The organism is Kordia periserrulae, from assembly GCF_003054265.1.
GTDB classification, from domain to species: domain Bacteria; phylum Bacteroidota; class Bacteroidia; order Flavobacteriales; family Flavobacteriaceae; genus Kordia; species Kordia periserrulae.
Genome location: NZ_QBKT01000012.1, coordinates 112137 through 129799 on the forward strand (window position 1 = coordinate 112137; position 17663 = coordinate 129799).

Consider the following 17663-nt stretch of genomic DNA (forward strand, 5'->3'; position numbering starts at 1 on the left):
TTTAGACACACATATAACTACACCATTACACTGCATTTTCAAGATGCAAAAAGTATTTAATCCGACGTCATTTCCAAAAAAAAAAGAAAAAGAAAAAAACAAACCTGATAGTTTGCACCTATTAAATTATCAACCAAAAAAAATTGCTATGAAAATTTTTGAAGCCATTAGAAAAGACCATGATATCCAACGAAAATTGCTAGACGAGTTAATCAATACTTCTGGCGATACCGAACGTAGAGATCAGGTTTTTGAAGCATTGAAACACGAATTATTGATTCATGAAGATGCTGAAGAACGTCATTTTTATAAACCATTGATTAGTGATGATATGATGCAACAACATGCGCGACATGGAATTGCAGAGCACCACGAGATTGATGAGTTGGTGGAAAAATTAGAAAACACAAAGCAAGATTCTTCCGCTTGGCTGAAATATGCCAAAGATTTAAAACACAAAGTTGAACATCATTTAGAAGATGAAGAACATACTTTCTTTCAATTAGCTGGAAAAACGTTAACCGAAGATGAGAAAGAGTCATTAGCCACCAAGTATGTTGATTTTATGGAAGAAGCGAGAAACGGAGTGGCACATTAAAATTATTTACGAACCTTTAAAAACAAAAAAATTATGTACGATTATAACGAAGAATTAGGAAAAAAATTAAACAATTTATTAGAGAAAACATACGATGCTGAGAAAGGATATAAAAAAGCAGCTGAGAATGCAAAATCTGATGATATGACCAGATTATTTGAGCGCCGAGCAAAAGAGCGTTACGATTTTGGACATGCTATTAAATCAGAGTTATCTAAAATCAATCAGAAGCCCGATAAAGGTGGAAGCGTAACTGGAACCGCACACAGAACTTGGATGGACGTAAAATCATGGTTTACATCAGATACTGATGAAGCTATGTTAGAAGCTGCCATTACAGGAGAAAAAGCTGCTGTATCAGAGTATGATGAAATTTTAAGTAAAGAAAACGAACCATATATTCCAAAAGACATGCGCATTGTGTTGGAAAGTCAACGCAACATCATTAAGCATGAGTTGGAAAACACCAAAATTTTAGAAGAGATTGCCTAATATCATATATGTATATTGGCAAAACCGAAGTTCGCTGGACTTCGGTTTTTTTTTGTGACATTATTCAAATTTTAAGTGCATCAATTCAAAATAAAGTCTTTTATAATTTTATCCATGTTAGACGGTAAGATTGCCGTTTTGATTTTATATTTCCCCACTTTCATATCGTGCAGCCAATCTTTCCAGTATTCTTCAATAACATCTTCTTCGTACGGATTCTTCTTGTCAGGATTGATACCCAATACCAAAACTTCTAAATTCTCTAAGTTTTCAGCCGCAGGTATGAATCCGAAGTTTTTATCTACAATTCGTTGCTTCCAATTTTTGGTGTTTAGTTTGTGTTTTCGAATAAATTGTGGTGTCAGATATGTCGTTTGATTTCCTTCTTTCATCTGTGTGTCTTTATGATAAATATATCCATCTGTTAAGATGATAAGTATGTTTCTATGTTCTTTGAGAATACAGAAATCGTGAATTTTATTTTTAAAAAAACGCCACATATCTGAACCTATGTATGCATTGTCATCGATGGCTTGTTTGTAGATTTCCAAAGGTTTGGTTTCATACGAATGTTTTATTGCTTCTAACAAATCTTCTGAAATGTTTCTTCGATTTATCTCATATCGTAACGATTTTGATAGATTGTTTATGTTTTGATTTCTTGGTGGCGGATCAAAGTATAATTGTATTCTATCGTTCATTCGCTGGACTTTTTTGTTTTTGAGATGTGCTAAAAAAGCTTCTGAAACAGATTGTATATAGGCAACATCCATTTTGTAATAATCCATTGTTAGATTTGGATATTTATCTGGATTTATTCTATCAGATAAATCTAATAAGAAACTAATATTCAAATTTTGATTCTGAGTGAGTACCACAGTTGATTCGCGCGTACTCTTTTGCGGTTTTTCCTTTTCAACTACTTCCTCACATGATACACACACAAGAAAGGTGATAAGAAGTATTGGGTTAATTATTCTACGGTTCATATTATTATTTTGTTGTAAATACTAAATGTTGATAATCCATATCCTCGCTTAGGTTGAGTTGTTGTAAGTGTTTTACAGAAACTTCTTTGCAACGTTGCTTTAATTCGCTTTTTTCTTTTGATGGAATGGCTAATTCGGCATTTATGGATTGATACCAACCTTCTTCATACTGATAGTGATAATGCAAATATTCTTTTACGGGGAATATAAAACCATCAATTTTAGATTGGAGTTCTGCAATTGTTCCTTTAATGGCGGCAATCTCCTTTTTCAGATTGGAAATTTTCGTGAGATTTTTATCTTTTTTGTCAAGCGCATTTCTAATTTCTTGTCGCTTATTTCTAATGAACGCTCGTATTTTATCCACATTTTCGTGTTCTTTCATTACAAAGTCAAACACCAATCCCCAAATCAAATACACTACAAATCCTGCAAAAATGATTCCCCAAAAGTTGATACTTTTTAAGGCGATTGCTGGCGAGAAACTTTCGCCAATCAAACGTTCAAAATCGAATATTTTCTTTTCTATGAGATAGGCTAAAATAACATCAAACAAAAAGGTCAATAGCAATAATGCGCCTAGTTTTACATAGGAAATCTTTGTTTTTTCTTTTTGAAACATATGAATCAAATATCCCAATCCCATAAAAACAAACGGAATCGTTCCTACAAAAATAGCTTCTAATAAACCATCTGAAATCGCTTTCCCAAGTGCATTGGAGTCAAATATTGCGGCACTTACACTGTTGTTGTCAAAATCTTTAAAAAATGCAGAATAGGAAGCGGAAATGTAAAAGACAAAAAGATAAATAGTGATTGGTATCAGCAATGAAAGTCCTATGTAAAATTGCGCCTTTGGCTTTTTATCTGTAATAATTCCATAATCGCCAGGTTTCGCTTTTACATTCACCATGTCAAATTTAAGCGACTCAATATGCACATCAATTTCCTTTGTTTCTTCTTGAAATATGGTAAGTGCTGTGTCTCTTTTTTTGAGTTCTGTGCGTTGTTTTTCTTGTAATTCTATATATGGTTGTTTTAAAATTTTTTGTTCGTTTAATTGTTTTCTACATAAATTTTCAAAACTACTATAGAGGTTTTTTAAGCACACAAAAAAGGTCATTTCATCACCCGATGCTTTCGTAGATGCTCCATAACCGCTTTGATAATAGGTCATTCGAATTTGCTCTCGCGCATCATAAGTATCACTTTTTTCTTCTGTAGAACTCTTATCTTTTAGTGTAAATAATTTTTTTATGGAAGTCATACTTTTAGGATTTAATCTTATTAATAATTTCTTCTTTTTTCATCTTGTTTTGAGCACAATCGAGCAAGTAGGTTGCTATTTCCTCAATATTTTCTTCAAGAAATTCAAATTTTCTACAATACTTTTTGAGCGTGATTTTTTCATCTTCCGTTACTTTATTATCCGCCCAAATCATTATTGCCAAATCATATAAATATGAGATACGATCCTCTAATGTCTTTGGAATGGAAGTATCATGAGAAGGATTTAGTAAAATTTCATCTAACTGCGCTTTTAGAATTCCTCTTTCTTCGGCAAATTTGTAGAGCATTTGTAATTCTAAAACATCAAAATCGTCATCTACAAAAGCTATTTGGTAAAGTCGTAAAAAGTGACTTTTTAATTCGTTGGTTATCATTTATGATGTATTAGAATTAACAGTTACATTCGTCTCTATCCACATAGGTTTTATTGCCATTGTTATTGATATAGTAACAACCGTCTTGTGGACCTTTGTAAAGCTGTCTATTTTCAGCGTCAAATCCACACTTAACATCCGCCTCAACGGAATCATCTGAGTTTGTACATGCTGTAAAATTCATAACACAAATTACTATGAGTACTGTGATTAGTTTTTTCATCTTTTTAGTTTTTATTGGTTAGTTAATGTTGGTAGCATCTTCCGCTACTGTTTTTTGTTTTTCGCTTACATCTTCTTCCTGATCTTGTTTTTCCTGAGCATTGTACAGAATAATTCTTATTAGATGAAGATTGGCGTTTGTGTTTTGTCTTTTTCTCTTTTTTGTTTTTTGTCTTTGGAGAGATTGAATGATCTATTGAAGCATTGGAACCTGTATTTTCGGGTGTTGGTTTACATAGTTCACAGGGTTTATATCCTAAAGAAACGGCTTTGTAAAATTTGATTTCTTTTGAAGTTTTCGGTAAAGATTTACATTCTTTCTTGTGGTAGTCTTTCTTTCCTTTTTTAGAGATATAAACGGTTTGTGATATCCCAATTGAACAGGATAAAAAAAGAACCCACAGAAACACATAGATGTTTTTCATGTCATATTGATTTTAAGAGGTGTGACAATCGTTACTACAGTAATAGCATCCATTCACTTGATCGTAATAATCTTTAGCTTTTTCGACTGCATCTTCACAATTACTAAATTCTCCTAAATACTTTCTGTTTTCAGCATTTGGAAGCCAAAGGCATCCTGACTTGTGGACCTCATGATCTCCATTCGCTTGCGCATTTTTGTTTACATAATACTTTGCCATTTTTTCTAGTTTTTAAATTAATTTGGTTTATAAATTGTTTGAAATATTTGAGTTTTACGACTCCTTAATTATTGTATAGAGAGTTGCGCTTTAATATCACGCAACACCATATCGCGCTTGGGCTCCCAATGCAGTTGTTTTTGAGATTGCAACCCGAATTTGTGCTCCAGCGTTTCCTTTAATAAATCCAATTGCTTTTCATGATTAATTCGGATACCTTGAAAGTTTTGAAAAACTCCTTTCATCTGTTCCAACTGAAAAGGAGGAATTGCAATGGAAATTTGCTCTTTCGTCAATGCCCAAGCAGCTCCCATTTGAATCATACATGTGTTGGAATTATAAAAATGCTTTGAAACCATAAACAGCACTAAGACATCTTCTTGTAAGCGTGTTTTAAGGTCTTCATCATAGTTAATTCCTAAAGGAATTCCATAGCCTTCTAATGAAGAACAAAAAATGTTTTCTGGATTTATTCCAACACCTTGTAATATTTGAATAAAGCTTCCCACTACATCCTTATCTTTTTCATCATGACTGATAAAGATTTTTTTAAGTGCAGGCTTTGTTTTTGATTGTTTTGTAGTTTTTGATTTTATAAATGATAGACTCAATTTTAAATCGGTAGCAATCTCCAAAATGGTTGCATCATCGGCTTTGGTGATTAAGCGCTTTAATGCTTCTTGAGAAAATTTTCTATCTGGACTACTGTGAATCTTATAATCATTTAAAATGTTTAAAATCTCGTCTGTAGTATAGGTAGATTGTAAGGTGAAATAGATATCCTGTACTAGTCTGTGTTTATCGGTTGGACTCATGAGTTGTGTTTTTTATGATTAAGGAATTAGATATTTAGCTTTCAGTGTTGTACGCAAGGATTTCGAAACAGGATAAACGTCTATCCTTTCTAATACTGATTGTGTATCTGCTAATAAGTGTTTAATACGATCGCGCTCAATTTTTCTTCGGTAGTATTGTAAAATGAAGAATGAAGTTACTTTGTAGCTAAAGATTCCTATAAATACGATGACTCCAATTCCGTAAACCGTTCCATTTTCGAGTGAAAATTTATTAATGGTATTTGTAATCGCATGAATACCTGTATTTTCGTTGATACTAAGCAACCACTCAAAAGCCAATTTTGGCACTCCTAGCGCAGCCGCATATTTTATAATTATATCATTCATATTACAGTCTGTTTTGCATTACTAGCGATTTATAATAGCAACCTAACGCTGTTAGGGAACAGCTTTTATTGTGTAATGCAGCTTCGTGCAATGTGCTTGCTTCTATAGGTATTAGCAATCCGTTATCTTGATATTTTTGCAAGTGTTTCATCACGGTAGCTAAGGGTGTTCTTGCTTGAAGATAGTTTTCAGAAAGTGTCATTCCTGTAGAATCCCCATCAAAGTACACAGGAAGCTTTCGTAGTATTTTCAGGGAAATTTTAGGCGTACAATTGCGCAATGAAATCATGTGTGATACATGTGACTTAAATACTGGGCGTTGACTCCATGCGTTTAAAAAGATATCTGCGGTATAATAAATTCCCGAGAGTGTAATTTTTCCTCGTACATCTGCTGCACTTCCTTTTAAAGCGTCATAAATGATATTTGTAAAAATTCCACCTCCATTCTTTTCATACGAATATTGATCTGCTGAAGCTGCTGCCAAAATAGAAACACCTTCTCTAAGAATTACTTTTCGTTCGTTTAAATCGATTGTATTTCCTGCATCTCCCGCATAACAACAGTCTAAAATGATGACAACTTCATCAGCTTTTGAATTGTTCGCAATCGCTACAATTTCCATCAAACTCACGCCAACATCTTCAGGTTTTGCATCTTGCGTCACCAAGTACGTACCCGCAATTGTTGTGGCACCATGTCCTGAAAAATATAATAATGCAGTCCCTTTTTCGTGATTGAATAATTTTTTGATATGCTTGCGCACCTCTGAACGTGTAACGCTTTTTTTACTAGAAAGTAATAGTTTGCAATCGAAGTTTGGATTACCGTTTTCATGAGTTTCCAACACTGACTGCATACGAAGCGTATCATTTTCGCAGCCCTTTAATGGATTTTTAGGATAGTCATTAATCCCAATTAGTAAAGCTCTTCTCATTTTATTTGGATGATTAGTTATGCTAACAAAGTTGCGAGAAAGAGCGATGTAAAAACAGCCTAATATTGTGGATATAAAAAACTCCTCAAATTTGAGGAGTTTTTAGATTTTTGATTGCCTACTGTCTGACTATCAGATTTATAAAATCTTATTATCAAAGGCATATTTTACTAAACCTAATGAAGTTTTCACACCTGTTTTTTCGATAAGATTCCTTCGGTAAGTATCAACCGTACTCGTGGCTATATTTAGCTTTGCGGCAATTTCGCTAGAGGTGTGATCTTCAGATAATAATCGCAATACTTGCAATTCTCTCTTTGTTAGGTGCACTGTTTTAGGCTCAGGTATTTTATTGGCTATTATGTAGTTTCCTAATACGTCGCCTTTTAAGTATTCATCACCATTCATGATGGTTTCTAAAGCTTCAACAAATTCTTCTTTTCCTCTATTTTTTAAGATATAGCCATTGGCACCAGCGTCCATTAATTCTTTTATGATGGTACCTTCATCGTGCATCGTTAAAATTAATGTTTTCACTGATAGTTGTAGGGTTTGGATTTCTTGTAAAACTTCAAAGCCATTTTTTTCAGGCATATCTATATCTAATACAGCGATATCGACTTTATCAATATTTTCTTTTATTAAACTCAACGCTTCTATTCCATTAGAAGCTTCTCCAAGAACTTGAATATGTGCTTGTTTTATTAGTAATGATTGTAGCCCATCAATGAACATTTTATGATCGTCTGCTATGATAATTCGTATGGGTGTTTTGTTTTTCATGGTGTTTTATATTTATGTAGGAATATCAATTGTTACAGTAGTTCCGTTTCCTTTTCCTGAATCTATAAGATAATTACCGTTCATATTGACGACTCGAGATTGAATGGTTTTAAGTCCAATTCCTTTATGCTGTTTCGTGGTGTCAAAACCAATTCCATTATCTTCTACAATGATATTTACTCCTTTCTCTAATTTTAAAATTTGAATATTTACTTGTGTTGCTTGCGCATGTTTCATGATATTATTTAAAAGTTCTTGAATGATGCGATAGATTTGAATCTCCATCGTATTTTCAAGACGATTATCCAACTTGTGATAGGTAAGTTCAATATAAATTCTTTGTGAGTTTTGTTTGGAATATACGTTCTCCAAAGTTTGTTTTAATTCTTTGAGTGCAGGAATAAGCCCAAATTTAGAAAGTGTTCCTGAAATCATATTGTGTGAAATCTCTCGTACAGATTTGCACGCTTCATCTAAAAGTTGATTAGCTCTATCATATTGTATTTTGGCTTCTTCATCAATGCTTTCCAGATTATCTTCTACAGATTGATAATGTATTTTCACCAGTGATAATTTGCTGCCTAAATTATCATGTAAATCTTGCGCAATGCGTTTTCGTTCTTCTTCTTGACCATTAATCATTGCATTAATAGCTTTCATTTCTTGTGTTTTGATTAATTCTTGCAATTGTAGTTCTTGCTGTTCTTTTTCGTGTTTGGCAATCAATTTTTGTTGTTGCAAATCGGCTTCAGCAAGGATTCGTTGTTGCTTTTGTTTTTTCGCTTTGATGATATAAAAAAATAATCCTGTTAAAAGAAGTAATGCTATACATAAAGCGACAATATATATCAATTGCTTTTCTGCTTTGTTTTGAGTTTTTTCCCTTTCATATTGAGTATCTATCAATTCTTTTTTTGCATTTGCAGAGGCTATTTGATATTGATTTGCATTTTTTATTTGATCAAATTCAGCCTTCCGAATCAATGCTGCAGAATCACTATACACTAAGGCTAATTCCAAATTTCCCAATGCTCTTTGAATTTTAGAAATAGAGGCGTATGTTTTCCCCATCACAGAAGAGTCTTTTACCACTTTTTGCAATGCTAAACTTTGATTGTAATTGAATAACGCTTCTTTATAATTCTTTAAATCACGAAATCTATTTCCAGCATTATTATAAAATATAAGCAGCTCTTTTTTGTCCTTTTTTTTGTGGAGTAATTTTTCAGCTTTTTCATAATAATACGTTGTAGAATCTTTCTTGCCTAACTTTCTATACAGAACTCCCAAATTAAAATACAAAGCTCCTAAATCTCCCGTTTTATGTTTTTGGATAAATTGTAAAGCGTCGTAATATTTTTGTTTGGATGCTTCATCTTCATCTAGATAATCATACATCGCTGCAATTTTTATCATAATATTGGCTAGCTGCTCTTTCTTATTTTTCTTTTGAAGATAATACTGCTCTACTTTTTGATATGAATTGAGTGCTTCCTCGTAATTTTCTAGTGCTTTATAAACATCTCCCAGATTTTCATGTGAACTTGAAATTCTTGAAGTAGCACCAATTTGCTTATTTAACTCTAATTGTTGGTCATAATACTGTAGTGCCTTTTTATAATTTTCTCTATCTAAGTATAATTTCCCTAAATTTCCTGCAACTTGCGATGCTTGCTTGTATTCTTCAAGCTTTTTGAAAATTGCTAAAGCATCCAAATAATACTCTTTTGCTTTTGTGAAATTTTCGGCTCTTTTATAGATCATTCCTAGTTGATTGCTTGCTCTAGCAATCCCAAATTCATAATTTTGTTCCTTATCTAAAACCAACACTCTGAAAAAATAAGATGCAGCAACCTCATAATTTTTTTGTCGATACGCTATAGTTCCCAAACGGCTATACGCATCTGAAATTCCTTTATAATATCTTTCTTGTTTACTTAATTTTAGAGCTTCCTCTGCGTATTTGATTCCTACAGAATCTTTTTCTTTTTGTAATTCCCATGCCAATTCATTGAGTGTTTTTATACGTTCAATTCCTTTTTGTTTGGGGAGAATTTGTTGCATACTGTCTACTTTCTTTTTAGTTTGTGCATTGACGATACAAACTTTTAAGCATAGTAGTATTGAAGTTGTGAATAGTATTTTTTTAAACATTGTTGGTGTTTTTTTAGAAAGAAGAAAAAGGCTTCTACTTCCCCACTAAAGATAAGTAAAGCCTTTCTATAAAGATAATTTTCTTACAAATTAATTGTAAGGCTTAATAATTTCCTCATCATCCTCTTCATCATCTGGTTCAATCGTTTCATCATCTTCTTCTGGTCTTGGCGTTCCGTTTGGATCGTCTGATTGACACATGATTGTCAATTCTTCATTTTCAAAATCAAATTCATTTGTAGTTGTTACTTTCATAATTTCTATATTTTATGTTGAGTTACAAATGTCATCATATAATAAAAGGCAATCAATCGTAAATATTAGGTGTGTATTACTCCATAATTTTGAGGAGAGATTGATTCAATATTCTACATATTGTTGAAGTAAATCTTAAAAATTGAAGTGTAATTTACTCGAAAGAATTATTTCTAAATTTAAACCAAAAAAAGAATGGACAAAAAAACACGAATGTTAATTTGTCCACTTTAGTAGCGGGAACTGGACTCGAACCAGTGACCTTCGGGTTATGAGTTCGTGTTTTAAAAAACACACAATCTGATTATCAGACACTTAACTCCCTTATCCGCTTATTTTTCAGATGAAATATACTCGTTTGTATACTCGTTTTAGTTTTCTCTTTTGAGTTTGTTGTTTCAAATATAATAAAAACTTCTAATTACGGGAAACCGTATAAATATTTTGAATTATTGTTTTTCTTTTGTCCAAATAAACAATTTTGATTTAAAATTTATCCATTTGCAGATGACTATAAAAGCAAAAAAAGAAAAATTAAAAGAATTCAAAAACGAAAATGAATTTAGAGAATTTTTAATTGATTTTTTAACCAAATGTGGCTTTAAAAATATATTACACACGCATAGATATGGGTCTCCAGAACAAGGGAAAGATATTATTGGAAGAATAGAAAATCAAATAACTGGAGTGGATTGGTTTGCATTTGTTGTAAAAAAAGGTAGAGTATCTGGGGGAACTAATGAAATTGAAACAATTAAAAACCAAATAAGTCAATCATTTGAATATCCATACAAAGGAATTAATGGGGAAAAAATTAAAATCAACAAAGTAGTTGTAATTACAAATGAAAATTTCACTAACGGAGCCCAATCTCAAATTAATGAAAGCCCAAGACTCAGCTCGTATAATAACTTCAATTTTTGGTGGAATGAAAACTTAATTCCTAAAATAGATGAAAATTATCCAGACTTCTGGCTGCCTGGAGATGCTTTTGCTAAAGAGTATTCTAAAAACTTTATAAGTCAATTAAAAAAAGAAATAAGAATTCGAGACTTTACTATCCCAAAAGTTGATGATAAAAAAATACAAAAACTACTTGATATATTTATTGAACCTAAACTGACTGTCAAAGAATTAGAGGAAGACAAAAAGACTAAGGAAAAGACAATTAAGAATAAAAAATTTAATATTAAAGCTTTAGAAATAATAGATGAAAATCTCTTACTTTCAGGTGAACAAGGAGTAGGTAAAACAAAGCTATTAAATAATTTAGCTCGTCGTTTAGCAGATTCTAACTTAATGTATAGAAATAAGCAAATCCCAGTTATAATTAAAGCACTACAACTTAGAGAATATGACTTCAATATTGAAGAGTTAATTAAAAATTTGCTAAAGAAATATTCAGATATATTTTTTGACGAAGAAACATTAAAAGAATATAGGATTGTACCGTTTGTAGATGATTTTGATTTATTACGCAACTCTGAAAAAGAAAAAATAAAAGAAGGATTAGAAAAATATTGTGATAATAATTCTACTAATTTTATTTTGACGTATAGTAAAGATGAAATTAATTTTAGCTCATCAATTAAGTCGATAAAAATACATAGTTTTAATAATAAACAAATAGAATCCTTTATTAATAAATTTTTTGAAAGTACAGATAAAGCTAAAAAATTCTATAGAATTTTAAATGAAAGTGATATACTATCCAAGTTACCAACCACTCCTCTTACTATATCATTAATTTCACTTTTATATGATGAAAATAATTTTGAAATCCCTGCTACATTAAGTGACATTTATACTGATTTTGTTAATGTATTACTTGGAAGATTAGAAGTATATAATAAAACTGATTTATTAATATATAATTTAAAAAAAAGAATTTTTACTTCACTAGCTTTAAAGATGTTGGATGAAAGAAACTATGAAATACGGTTAATTGATTTTATTCTTTTTGTTAATGAATTTTTATCTGATAGAAGTTATGAGACTCAATCTGAATCAGATATTTTAGAGATCATTGAAAAGTCTGGTCTTTTATACATAACAGATAAAAAAGTTGTTGGGTTTAAGCAACAGGCATTTATTGAATTTCTAGCATCTGTTGAGATTTATCATCATAAAAGAGAAAGTCATTATGAAAAATTGATTATAAATTTTAATGATGTCACATGGCAAAACACAACAATTTTCTATGCTGGTCATTCCAAAGAGTTACAATTAATTATTGATGATGTGATTAATAAAAGTCCAAACGAAAATATTAAAGATTGGCTTATTAATTCAAGTGGAATGGGATATTTATCACAAGCACTTTATCAAACAAAGCCAGTAGAAAGAAAAAAACTTGTCATGAAAGCACTAGATAATTTAATACTTTGTTATGATAAAATGAAAGAGATGACTAGTGAAAAAGGAACATTTTTATATGATATGCCGCTACCCTTATTGTTGGGAACTTTAAATCATTGGTTCAATGAAAACTTTAAATCGATAACCCTAAAAGGAACATTAAATATGAGTTTTGAAGAGGTCTTTAATTCAGAAAATAATTTTGAAAATAATTTTAAAGGACTTATGATAGCCACAACATTAATGAATCCCTACATCAATGATGAAGAAAATTTTTCTAGATTAATTGATCGTCAAGAATTTATTTCTCATCCTATCTTGCCATTAGTAGCTGATTTTTCTATGGAATTAGGAATGATACATAAAAGGAATGTTAATAAAGATTTAAAAAAGAAAATTGAAGATCAAATAAAAAAGAAAAGAGAATACATTAAACATGTCTTGAAAGAGCCCGCATACAGATTTAATGAAAACTTTGCTTTAAAGAAAAAAGAATAAAATAGGTCTCTTGTCCTATTTTTTTATCAATGAATTAATCAAACAAAGTATTCATCTCTGAATAATAAAACCGCTCAATAATATCTGCTCTATCAGAATCAATCTTATTAGAAAACAAATCCTTTGAAACAGGATAATCTTCAAAATCTTCTTTGGACAGTGCCAGCCAAAAATTAGATTCAGCTTGGGCAATGCGACAAAATCATTTATCGCCAAATTATACAACGAATTTGAATGAAGTTATTGTTGTGAATTGTAATTTTTAGGTTATTCAGAAATGGTAAGTGAACCCTCAAACTCTTTTGGTTGACTATACACTTTCATATTTAAGAAATACCAATCCATCATGCCTGATACAGTATAAGAGTAGTTACCGTTCGCTAACTTATTGATTTCAAAGTGGTCATTAACCCAATTGAAATTACCGATGTAACCACTTAATGAACTTCTAGTCAAAACAGGAGTCAGTCCTCCATTAGACTGCTCTCAAAAGCGAACTGATAAGCGAACATCAAATAATGCATTATCTTCAATGATGGCAGCTATACGTTTAGAAGTTCTTCCAACAAACTCTCCATCGGTAGGAAGTTCAAACACATTTTTAGATTCAGATTCTCGATTGTTAAAAACAACTTATAATACCAACTGTCATAATGACTACTGTGGCAATACTATATTTTTGTAAAAATACCTTCTTCCCTTTAGCGATTACAGTTAGTACCAAAGCAGAAAATATGATGATAAAAATGAAATTAAAGATTGTCCAAAATAGGTACATAACAACTTATTTTTTCTTTTTAGAAACTTCTTCCGCCATTAGTAAGGCATTGTAAGCGTTGACTATTTTCCCTGATTTGGACAAGGAACTGAAAGGGACTAGTTCTTTTTCTTTTTTTGTAGAAGGTTTATTTACCATAATATCAAGAGAAATACCAGATTCCATGATAATTTGTTTTACTTCTGATGCAGTTAAGTTGGGATAATAAAAACGAATAAGTGCAGCAATGCTAGAGGTCACTGAAGCTGCCATAGAAGTGCCACTTTGAAATTCATAGCTATTATTTACAGTTGTCGTATAGATATCAACTCCAGGAGCAAAAATATCCACATCAATATTTCCATAATTTGAAAAAGATGCTACTAATTTTTCATTTATTTGATGGTTAGAAGCTCCAACTAAGAGAAAATTACTAGATACTTCTAATCCATTATTTTCATTATCGTTTGGGTAATAATCGTTTGTCTTGGTTAAGTCACTACTGTTATTACCAGCGGATGATACTACTAAAACATCATGCTTTTCTGCATATTGAAGTGCTTCAAAAACCCAATCCTTTCTCATAGATAAAGTTTTTCCAAAACTCATATTGATAATTTTTGCTCCATTATCTACTGCATATCTAATTGCTACAGCAATATCTTTATCATGGGTATCTCCATAGTTAGCAATACTTATGGGCATAATTTGAAAGTTCAAATTTGATTTATCCAAGTTACTCAAAGGCTTTAAGAAATCAACTATTGCACCCGAAACCAAAGTACCATGAACAAAAAGGTTAATATTGTGATTTACTTGATTATTTCCATAAAATTTATCATCAATGTCATTAACATTATCCCCAATATTTAATCTTTCGTTGAAATTTTCGTCTTCTAAAATAGTTACATAATTATTGTAAAGTTTGTAATTTTTTGAAATAACATCAATACCTACGTAGGTTTTAAAATTTGAAAATCTCAATAAGGCGCTTTGTATGGTTGTGTCATTAGGGTGAATATTTTTTAGACTGTCCAATTGATTAATTGAGTAATCATAATGTTTGTAATATTTTTTAATTACGTTTTGAGCTTGACTGCAAGAATTAAACATCATCGTATAATACTGCTGTTTTTCTTTTGAATCATTGAGCATGCTATCTAAAAGCTTAGATGTTTTTTTATAGATACCTGTTTCATGCTTCTTAAAATCTTCAATACTATATTTCGACAAATATTTATTACGAATACGATTAAACTCCATATTGGAATAGATTTGATTTTCACCAAATCTATTCCCTAAAAAATTCCATCCATTTATATCATCTATATAACCGTTATCATCATCATCAATACCATTTTCAGGTATTTCATCAGAATTAACCCAAATATGCTCCTTTAGATATTCATGATTTTTATCTACTGGTGTATCTAAAACAGCAATAATTATTGTATCAGACTTTTTAGTTTTTATAAAACTAGAAGTAATCCTTTCATAACTAACTCCTAAAATTGTGTCATTTAAAATATCTTTAAAATACAAATTATAGTAACTTAGATAGCCTATACCTATTGATTCTTGGCATCTAAAGAAACTGAAATTTATAAAACATAAAAAATAGATGATTGAAAAAAGAAAAATAATTCTTTGCATAAAATAATTTATTACTAAACTATTTTAATTATTGACAAATCATCTGTTGGATATCTTAGAATTACTCTTATATTAAAAATTAAGACTTTATATCTCGCTTAGTTTTTAATTTAAGAGTATTGTTTTCTAACTGTTTTATAAAATATGACGGATATATCCCTGTTTTTTTATAAAACGTTTTAGAAAATGTTTCTGAACTTTTAAAACCTACATCTTTTGCAATAGCTCTAATTGTATAGTTTCTAAATTTAGAATCCTCTTGTATTTTATGAATTGCATAATCAACTCGCAAGTCATTTAAGTATAGATTGATGTTTTTCCCTTTATAATAATTAATGGTCTTAGATAAGTAATTAGTATTAGTTCCTAATAGCTCTGCTAAATTAGAAAGTTTCATGTTTGCATCTAAAAATCCTTTATTTTCTTCAAAATTATTTAACCCAATAAGAATGGTATTAGCTAAATCTTTAGGAACATCTAATTTTATTTTTTTCTTTGGTTCTTTATTTATTTTTGTATTAACTTCTAAGGTGTGTTTGTCTTTTGTATTTTGGACTAACTCTTCAAAGCGCCTTTTGAATTTTTTTTGTCTTCTGTAGAAGAAAATTATAAGTAGGCATATAATTATTACAGTAATATATATGTAAGTCGTTTTTGAAGCGTTTGTTTTTTTTAGAGAATTTATTAATTCTTCTTTTTCAGAGACTATCTTTGGAATATCATATTCGTTTTTTAAATAATCACTAATATATATATGATTGTTATTAAGAATACTATCAATTTCGTTTAGTTTTTCTGTGTAGAATAACTGTTGTTTTAAATCATTATTGGCTTTATAGTACTTACTTAAAAGAATATAATTTTCTCTCAACTCTGGAAACAAATCATTGAGTTTATTGAAAATAGTATCAACCTTTTTAAAATATTGAATGGCTTTATTTTTTTTATTTTGGTCATACGCTATTTTTCCTAAATAAAAATACACCTCAGATAAATTAGGCAAATCATCTTTTTCAAGGAAATAATTCCTCGATTTTTCAATATACTCCTTTGCTAATGAGTAATCATTCTTTAGATACAAAATGACTCCTTCGTTAACATTAAAAAATGGTATTACTCCTTTAATATTATATTTTTCTGACAATTTCAGACCTAACTTATTATAATAAGAAGCTGAATCTAAGTTTCTCTTATTTTTGTGAGTAAAAGCTAGTGCAAATATTGAATTTAAGTGAGAGTACTCACCAATTATATCTATATTTTCTTTTACGTATTTTAAATTTTCTCTGTGAATTTTTAAAGCCTCATCATGAAACCCAATACGATCTTTTAATTTAGCTATATGATAGTTACTTGAATAGAATAGTAATTCATTATAATATAATTCAGCATATTCATGAGCTTTTAAAAATGAATTTATAGCTGCTTTAAAATTTCTTTGCTCGTGTAAAATACTTCCTTTGTCAAGAAATGCTATGGCAGGAAAGTTTTTATTAGGTGTTTTTACTGCTAGACTTATAACACTGTCTAAATAGATAATTGCTTTATCCTTTTGCTGTTCATTATAAATATTACTGTAAAGATAATAAGCTACTTGAATGTGACTTGTATCTTTTTCTTTTTTTGCTCTATGCAAAATACTCTTTAGAAAGCTTTCTTTTCTTTTTAATTCTGAAGCGTTGTAAAAACTATCAATCATTTCCTCATAAGACAATTGACTAAAATTATCTATAACATCATTATTCCCTTGTTGTGCATAACAAGAAAACACAAAACTTAAAAACAAAAAAAAGAATCTATTTTTCATATAGAGTTAAAAATTGATAATACATTGTTAATGTTAGCTATCTTATCTGTAGTATGCTTCAATACTTCTGTATCTAACTTATTTTATGAATCTTAACTTACAAATATGCAATCTTAATTTTTAATATAGCGGTCTTGATTCTTAATACAAGACAATAAGTATTTGAAAATGTACTACTGTGCCTATTACATTTACACCATCAAAAAAATCTGACAACGAAAGTAGCGGATTAATTTTAATAAACAAAAAACAGAAAATATGGCATTAGAAAATTTGATTAGTGTAGAATTTACACAAGAAGAACTTACCAACTTAGACACACACTTAGAAGCTATTCAGCAAATCCTAGCTGGAAAAACGGTGAACCTTACTCCCGAACAACGGCAACAATACGGACGTATTGCCAACCAAAACAAATTGATTGTTGATAAAGCCAAAAGTCACATGGAACAACATCCAAATTGGATTCCAAACTTTATAGACAAAGCAGAATTTGACAAAGACTACATTGCACGAATGCAAATAGAAGGACGTGTACAAATGCTGGAAAATCTTACCCAACAACTGCTCGATACTAAAACCTTACTAGACCATGATAACTATACAAATACGTTGAGTTTTTATAGAACCATGCGTTACTTAGCTGGCGAAAATGAAGCTGGTGCTAA

Annotated in this window: 19 protein-coding genes; 5 read left to right on the plus strand and 14 right to left on the minus strand. The window is 30.4% G+C overall.

Translation table 11 applies throughout. From position 1 onward, the window contains the following. Window positions 1-148: 148 nt before the first annotated feature. Window positions 149-598: a hemerythrin domain-containing protein gene (locus C8N46_RS18945; protein WP_108116704.1), complete on the plus strand. Its 450-nt coding sequence runs from the start codon at window positions 149-151 to the stop codon at window positions 596-598. A 33-nt stretch (window positions 599-631) separates the two neighbouring features. Next, entirely contained in the window at window positions 632-1090 is a 459-nt protein-coding gene (locus C8N46_RS18950; RefSeq protein ID WP_108116680.1) for a ferritin-like domain-containing protein, read from the plus strand. Between the two features lie 80 nt (window positions 1091-1170). Here C8N46_RS18950 and C8N46_RS18955 read toward each other — a convergent pair whose 3' ends face one another. The 12 genes from C8N46_RS18955 to C8N46_RS20695 all read right to left on the minus strand — a co-directional run bounded on the left by C8N46_RS18955 (window position 1171) and on the right by C8N46_RS20695 (window position 9922). Further along, window positions 1171-2079, minus strand: a complete 909-nt coding sequence (locus C8N46_RS18955; RefSeq protein WP_108116681.1) for a hypothetical protein — start codon at window positions 2077-2079, stop codon at window positions 1171-1173. A 4-nt stretch (window positions 2080-2083) separates the two neighbouring features. Beyond that, window positions 2084-3346, minus strand: a complete 1263-nt coding sequence (locus tag C8N46_RS18960) for an ABC transporter permease (protein WP_108116682.1) — start codon at window positions 3344-3346, stop codon at window positions 2084-2086. 4 nt (window positions 3347-3350) lie between these two features. Further along, on the minus strand, window positions 3351-3743 hold the full coding sequence (locus C8N46_RS18965; protein WP_108116683.1) for a hypothetical protein: 393 nt from the start codon (window positions 3741-3743) through the stop codon (window positions 3351-3353). 16 nt (window positions 3744-3759) lie between these two features. After that, window positions 3760-3966 (minus strand): hypothetical protein, encoded by a 207-nt coding sequence (locus C8N46_RS20220; protein ID WP_146169890.1) that lies wholly within the window; start codon window positions 3964-3966, stop codon window positions 3760-3762. A 22-nt stretch (window positions 3967-3988) separates the two neighbouring features. Then, entirely contained in the window at window positions 3989-4390 is a 402-nt protein-coding gene (locus C8N46_RS20225; RefSeq protein ID WP_146169892.1) for a hypothetical protein, read from the minus strand. 12 nt (window positions 4391-4402) lie between these two features. After that, entirely contained in the window at window positions 4403-4609 is a 207-nt protein-coding gene (locus C8N46_RS18970) for a hypothetical protein (RefSeq protein ID WP_108116684.1), read from the minus strand. Between the two features lie 68 nt (window positions 4610-4677). Beyond that, the gene (locus C8N46_RS18975; protein ID WP_108116685.1) at window positions 4678-5424 is read right to left on the minus strand and encodes a toll/interleukin-1 receptor domain-containing protein; all 747 of its coding nucleotides are present in this window, start codon (window positions 5422-5424) and stop codon (window positions 4678-4680) included. Between the two features lie 18 nt (window positions 5425-5442). Continuing rightward, on the minus strand, window positions 5443-5793 hold the full coding sequence (locus C8N46_RS18980) for a hypothetical protein (RefSeq protein WP_108116686.1): 351 nt from the start codon (window positions 5791-5793) through the stop codon (window positions 5443-5445). A 1-nt stretch (window position 5794) separates the two neighbouring features. Next, window positions 5795-6730: a caspase family protein gene (locus C8N46_RS18985; protein ID WP_108116687.1), complete on the minus strand. Its 936-nt coding sequence runs from the start codon at window positions 6728-6730 to the stop codon at window positions 5795-5797. 138 nt (window positions 6731-6868) lie between these two features. Then, entirely contained in the window at window positions 6869-7513 is a 645-nt protein-coding gene (locus C8N46_RS18990) for a response regulator transcription factor (RefSeq protein WP_108116688.1), read from the minus strand. 12 nt (window positions 7514-7525) lie between these two features. Continuing rightward, window positions 7526-9667 (minus strand): tetratricopeptide repeat-containing sensor histidine kinase, encoded by a 2142-nt coding sequence (locus C8N46_RS18995; protein ID WP_108116689.1) that lies wholly within the window; start codon window positions 9665-9667, stop codon window positions 7526-7528. A 90-nt stretch (window positions 9668-9757) separates the two neighbouring features. After that, a complete protein-coding gene (locus tag C8N46_RS20695) occupies window positions 9758-9922 on the minus strand; it encodes a hypothetical protein (protein ID WP_158269210.1) in 165 nt (54 codons plus the stop codon). Window positions 9923-10429: 507 nt separating this feature from the next. Here C8N46_RS20695 and C8N46_RS19000 point away from each other — a divergent pair. Both C8N46_RS19000 and C8N46_RS19005 read left to right on the plus strand, forming a co-directional pair. After that, window positions 10430-12778, plus strand: coding sequence for an NACHT domain-containing protein (locus tag C8N46_RS19000; protein ID WP_108116690.1), 2349 nt, complete (start codon window positions 10430-10432; stop codon window positions 12776-12778). 152 nt (window positions 12779-12930) lie between these two features. Then, complete coding sequence (locus C8N46_RS19005; RefSeq protein WP_108116691.1) at window positions 12931-13044, plus strand: DUF4113 domain-containing protein; 114 nt, start codon at window positions 12931-12933, stop codon at window positions 13042-13044. 518 nt (window positions 13045-13562) lie between these two features. On the opposite strand, the gene C8N46_RS19010 is transcribed toward C8N46_RS19005, so the two are convergent. Together C8N46_RS19010 and C8N46_RS19015 are read right to left on the minus strand one after the other, a co-directional pair. Continuing rightward, on the minus strand, window positions 13563-15188 hold the full coding sequence (locus C8N46_RS19010; protein WP_108116692.1) for a S8 family serine peptidase: 1626 nt from the start codon (window positions 15186-15188) through the stop codon (window positions 13563-13565). Between the two features lie 79 nt (window positions 15189-15267). Further along, the gene (locus C8N46_RS19015; RefSeq protein WP_108116693.1) at window positions 15268-16995 is read right to left on the minus strand and encodes a helix-turn-helix domain-containing protein; all 1728 of its coding nucleotides are present in this window, start codon (window positions 16993-16995) and stop codon (window positions 15268-15270) included. 258 nt (window positions 16996-17253) lie between these two features. On the opposite strand from C8N46_RS19015, the gene C8N46_RS19020 reads away from it, so the two are divergent. Continuing rightward, a partial coding sequence (locus C8N46_RS19020) for an HMG-box domain-containing protein (protein ID WP_108116694.1) occupies window positions 17254-17663 on the plus strand: 410 nt, incomplete at its 3' end.

Coding starts and splice junctions, on each gene's coding strand:
- C8N46_RS20225 (WP_146169892.1), bottom strand. CDS start 4,390: ATGAAAAACATCTATGTGTTTCTGTGGGTTCTTTTTTTATCCTGTTCA.
- C8N46_RS18960 (WP_108116682.1), bottom strand. CDS start 3,346: ATGACTTCCATAAAAAAATTATTTACACTAAAAGATAAGAGTTCTACA.
- C8N46_RS19000 (WP_108116690.1), top strand. CDS start 10,430: ATGACTATAAAAGCAAAAAAAGAAAAATTAAAAGAATTCAAAAACGAA.
- C8N46_RS18975 (WP_108116685.1), bottom strand. CDS start 5,424: ATGAGTCCAACCGATAAACACAGACTAGTACAGGATATCTATTTCACC.
- C8N46_RS18950 (WP_108116680.1), top strand. CDS start 632: ATGTACGATTATAACGAAGAATTAGGAAAAAAATTAAACAATTTATTA.
- C8N46_RS18945 (WP_108116704.1), top strand. CDS start 149: ATGAAAATTTTTGAAGCCATTAGAAAAGACCATGATATCCAACGAAAA.
- C8N46_RS18995 (WP_108116689.1), bottom strand. CDS start 9,667: ATGTTTAAAAAAATACTATTCACAACTTCAATACTACTATGCTTAAAA.
- C8N46_RS18990 (WP_108116688.1), bottom strand. CDS start 7,513: ATGAAAAACAAAACACCCATACGAATTATCATAGCAGACGATCATAAA.
- C8N46_RS18980 (WP_108116686.1), bottom strand. CDS start 5,793: ATGAATGATATAATTATAAAATATGCGGCTGCGCTAGGAGTGCCAAAA.
- C8N46_RS18985 (WP_108116687.1), bottom strand. CDS start 6,730: ATGAGAAGAGCTTTACTAATTGGGATTAATGACTATCCTAAAAATCCA.
- C8N46_RS20220 (WP_146169890.1), bottom strand. CDS start 3,966: ATGAAAAAACTAATCACAGTACTCATAGTAATTTGTGTTATGAATTTT.
- C8N46_RS20695 (WP_158269210.1), bottom strand. CDS start 9,922: ATGAAAGTAACAACTACAAATGAATTTGATTTTGAAAATGAAGAATTG.
- C8N46_RS19015 (WP_108116693.1), bottom strand. CDS start 16,995: ATGAAAAATAGATTCTTTTTTTTGTTTTTAAGTTTTGTGTTTTCTTGT.
- C8N46_RS18965 (WP_108116683.1), bottom strand. CDS start 3,743: ATGATAACCAACGAATTAAAAAGTCACTTTTTACGACTTTACCAAATA.
- C8N46_RS19010 (WP_108116692.1), bottom strand. CDS start 15,188: ATGCAAAGAATTATTTTTCTTTTTTCAATCATCTATTTTTTATGTTTT.
- C8N46_RS18970 (WP_108116684.1), bottom strand. CDS start 4,609: ATGGCAAAGTATTATGTAAACAAAAATGCGCAAGCGAATGGAGATCAT.
- C8N46_RS18955 (WP_108116681.1), bottom strand. CDS start 2,079: ATGAACCGTAGAATAATTAACCCAATACTTCTTATCACCTTTCTTGTG.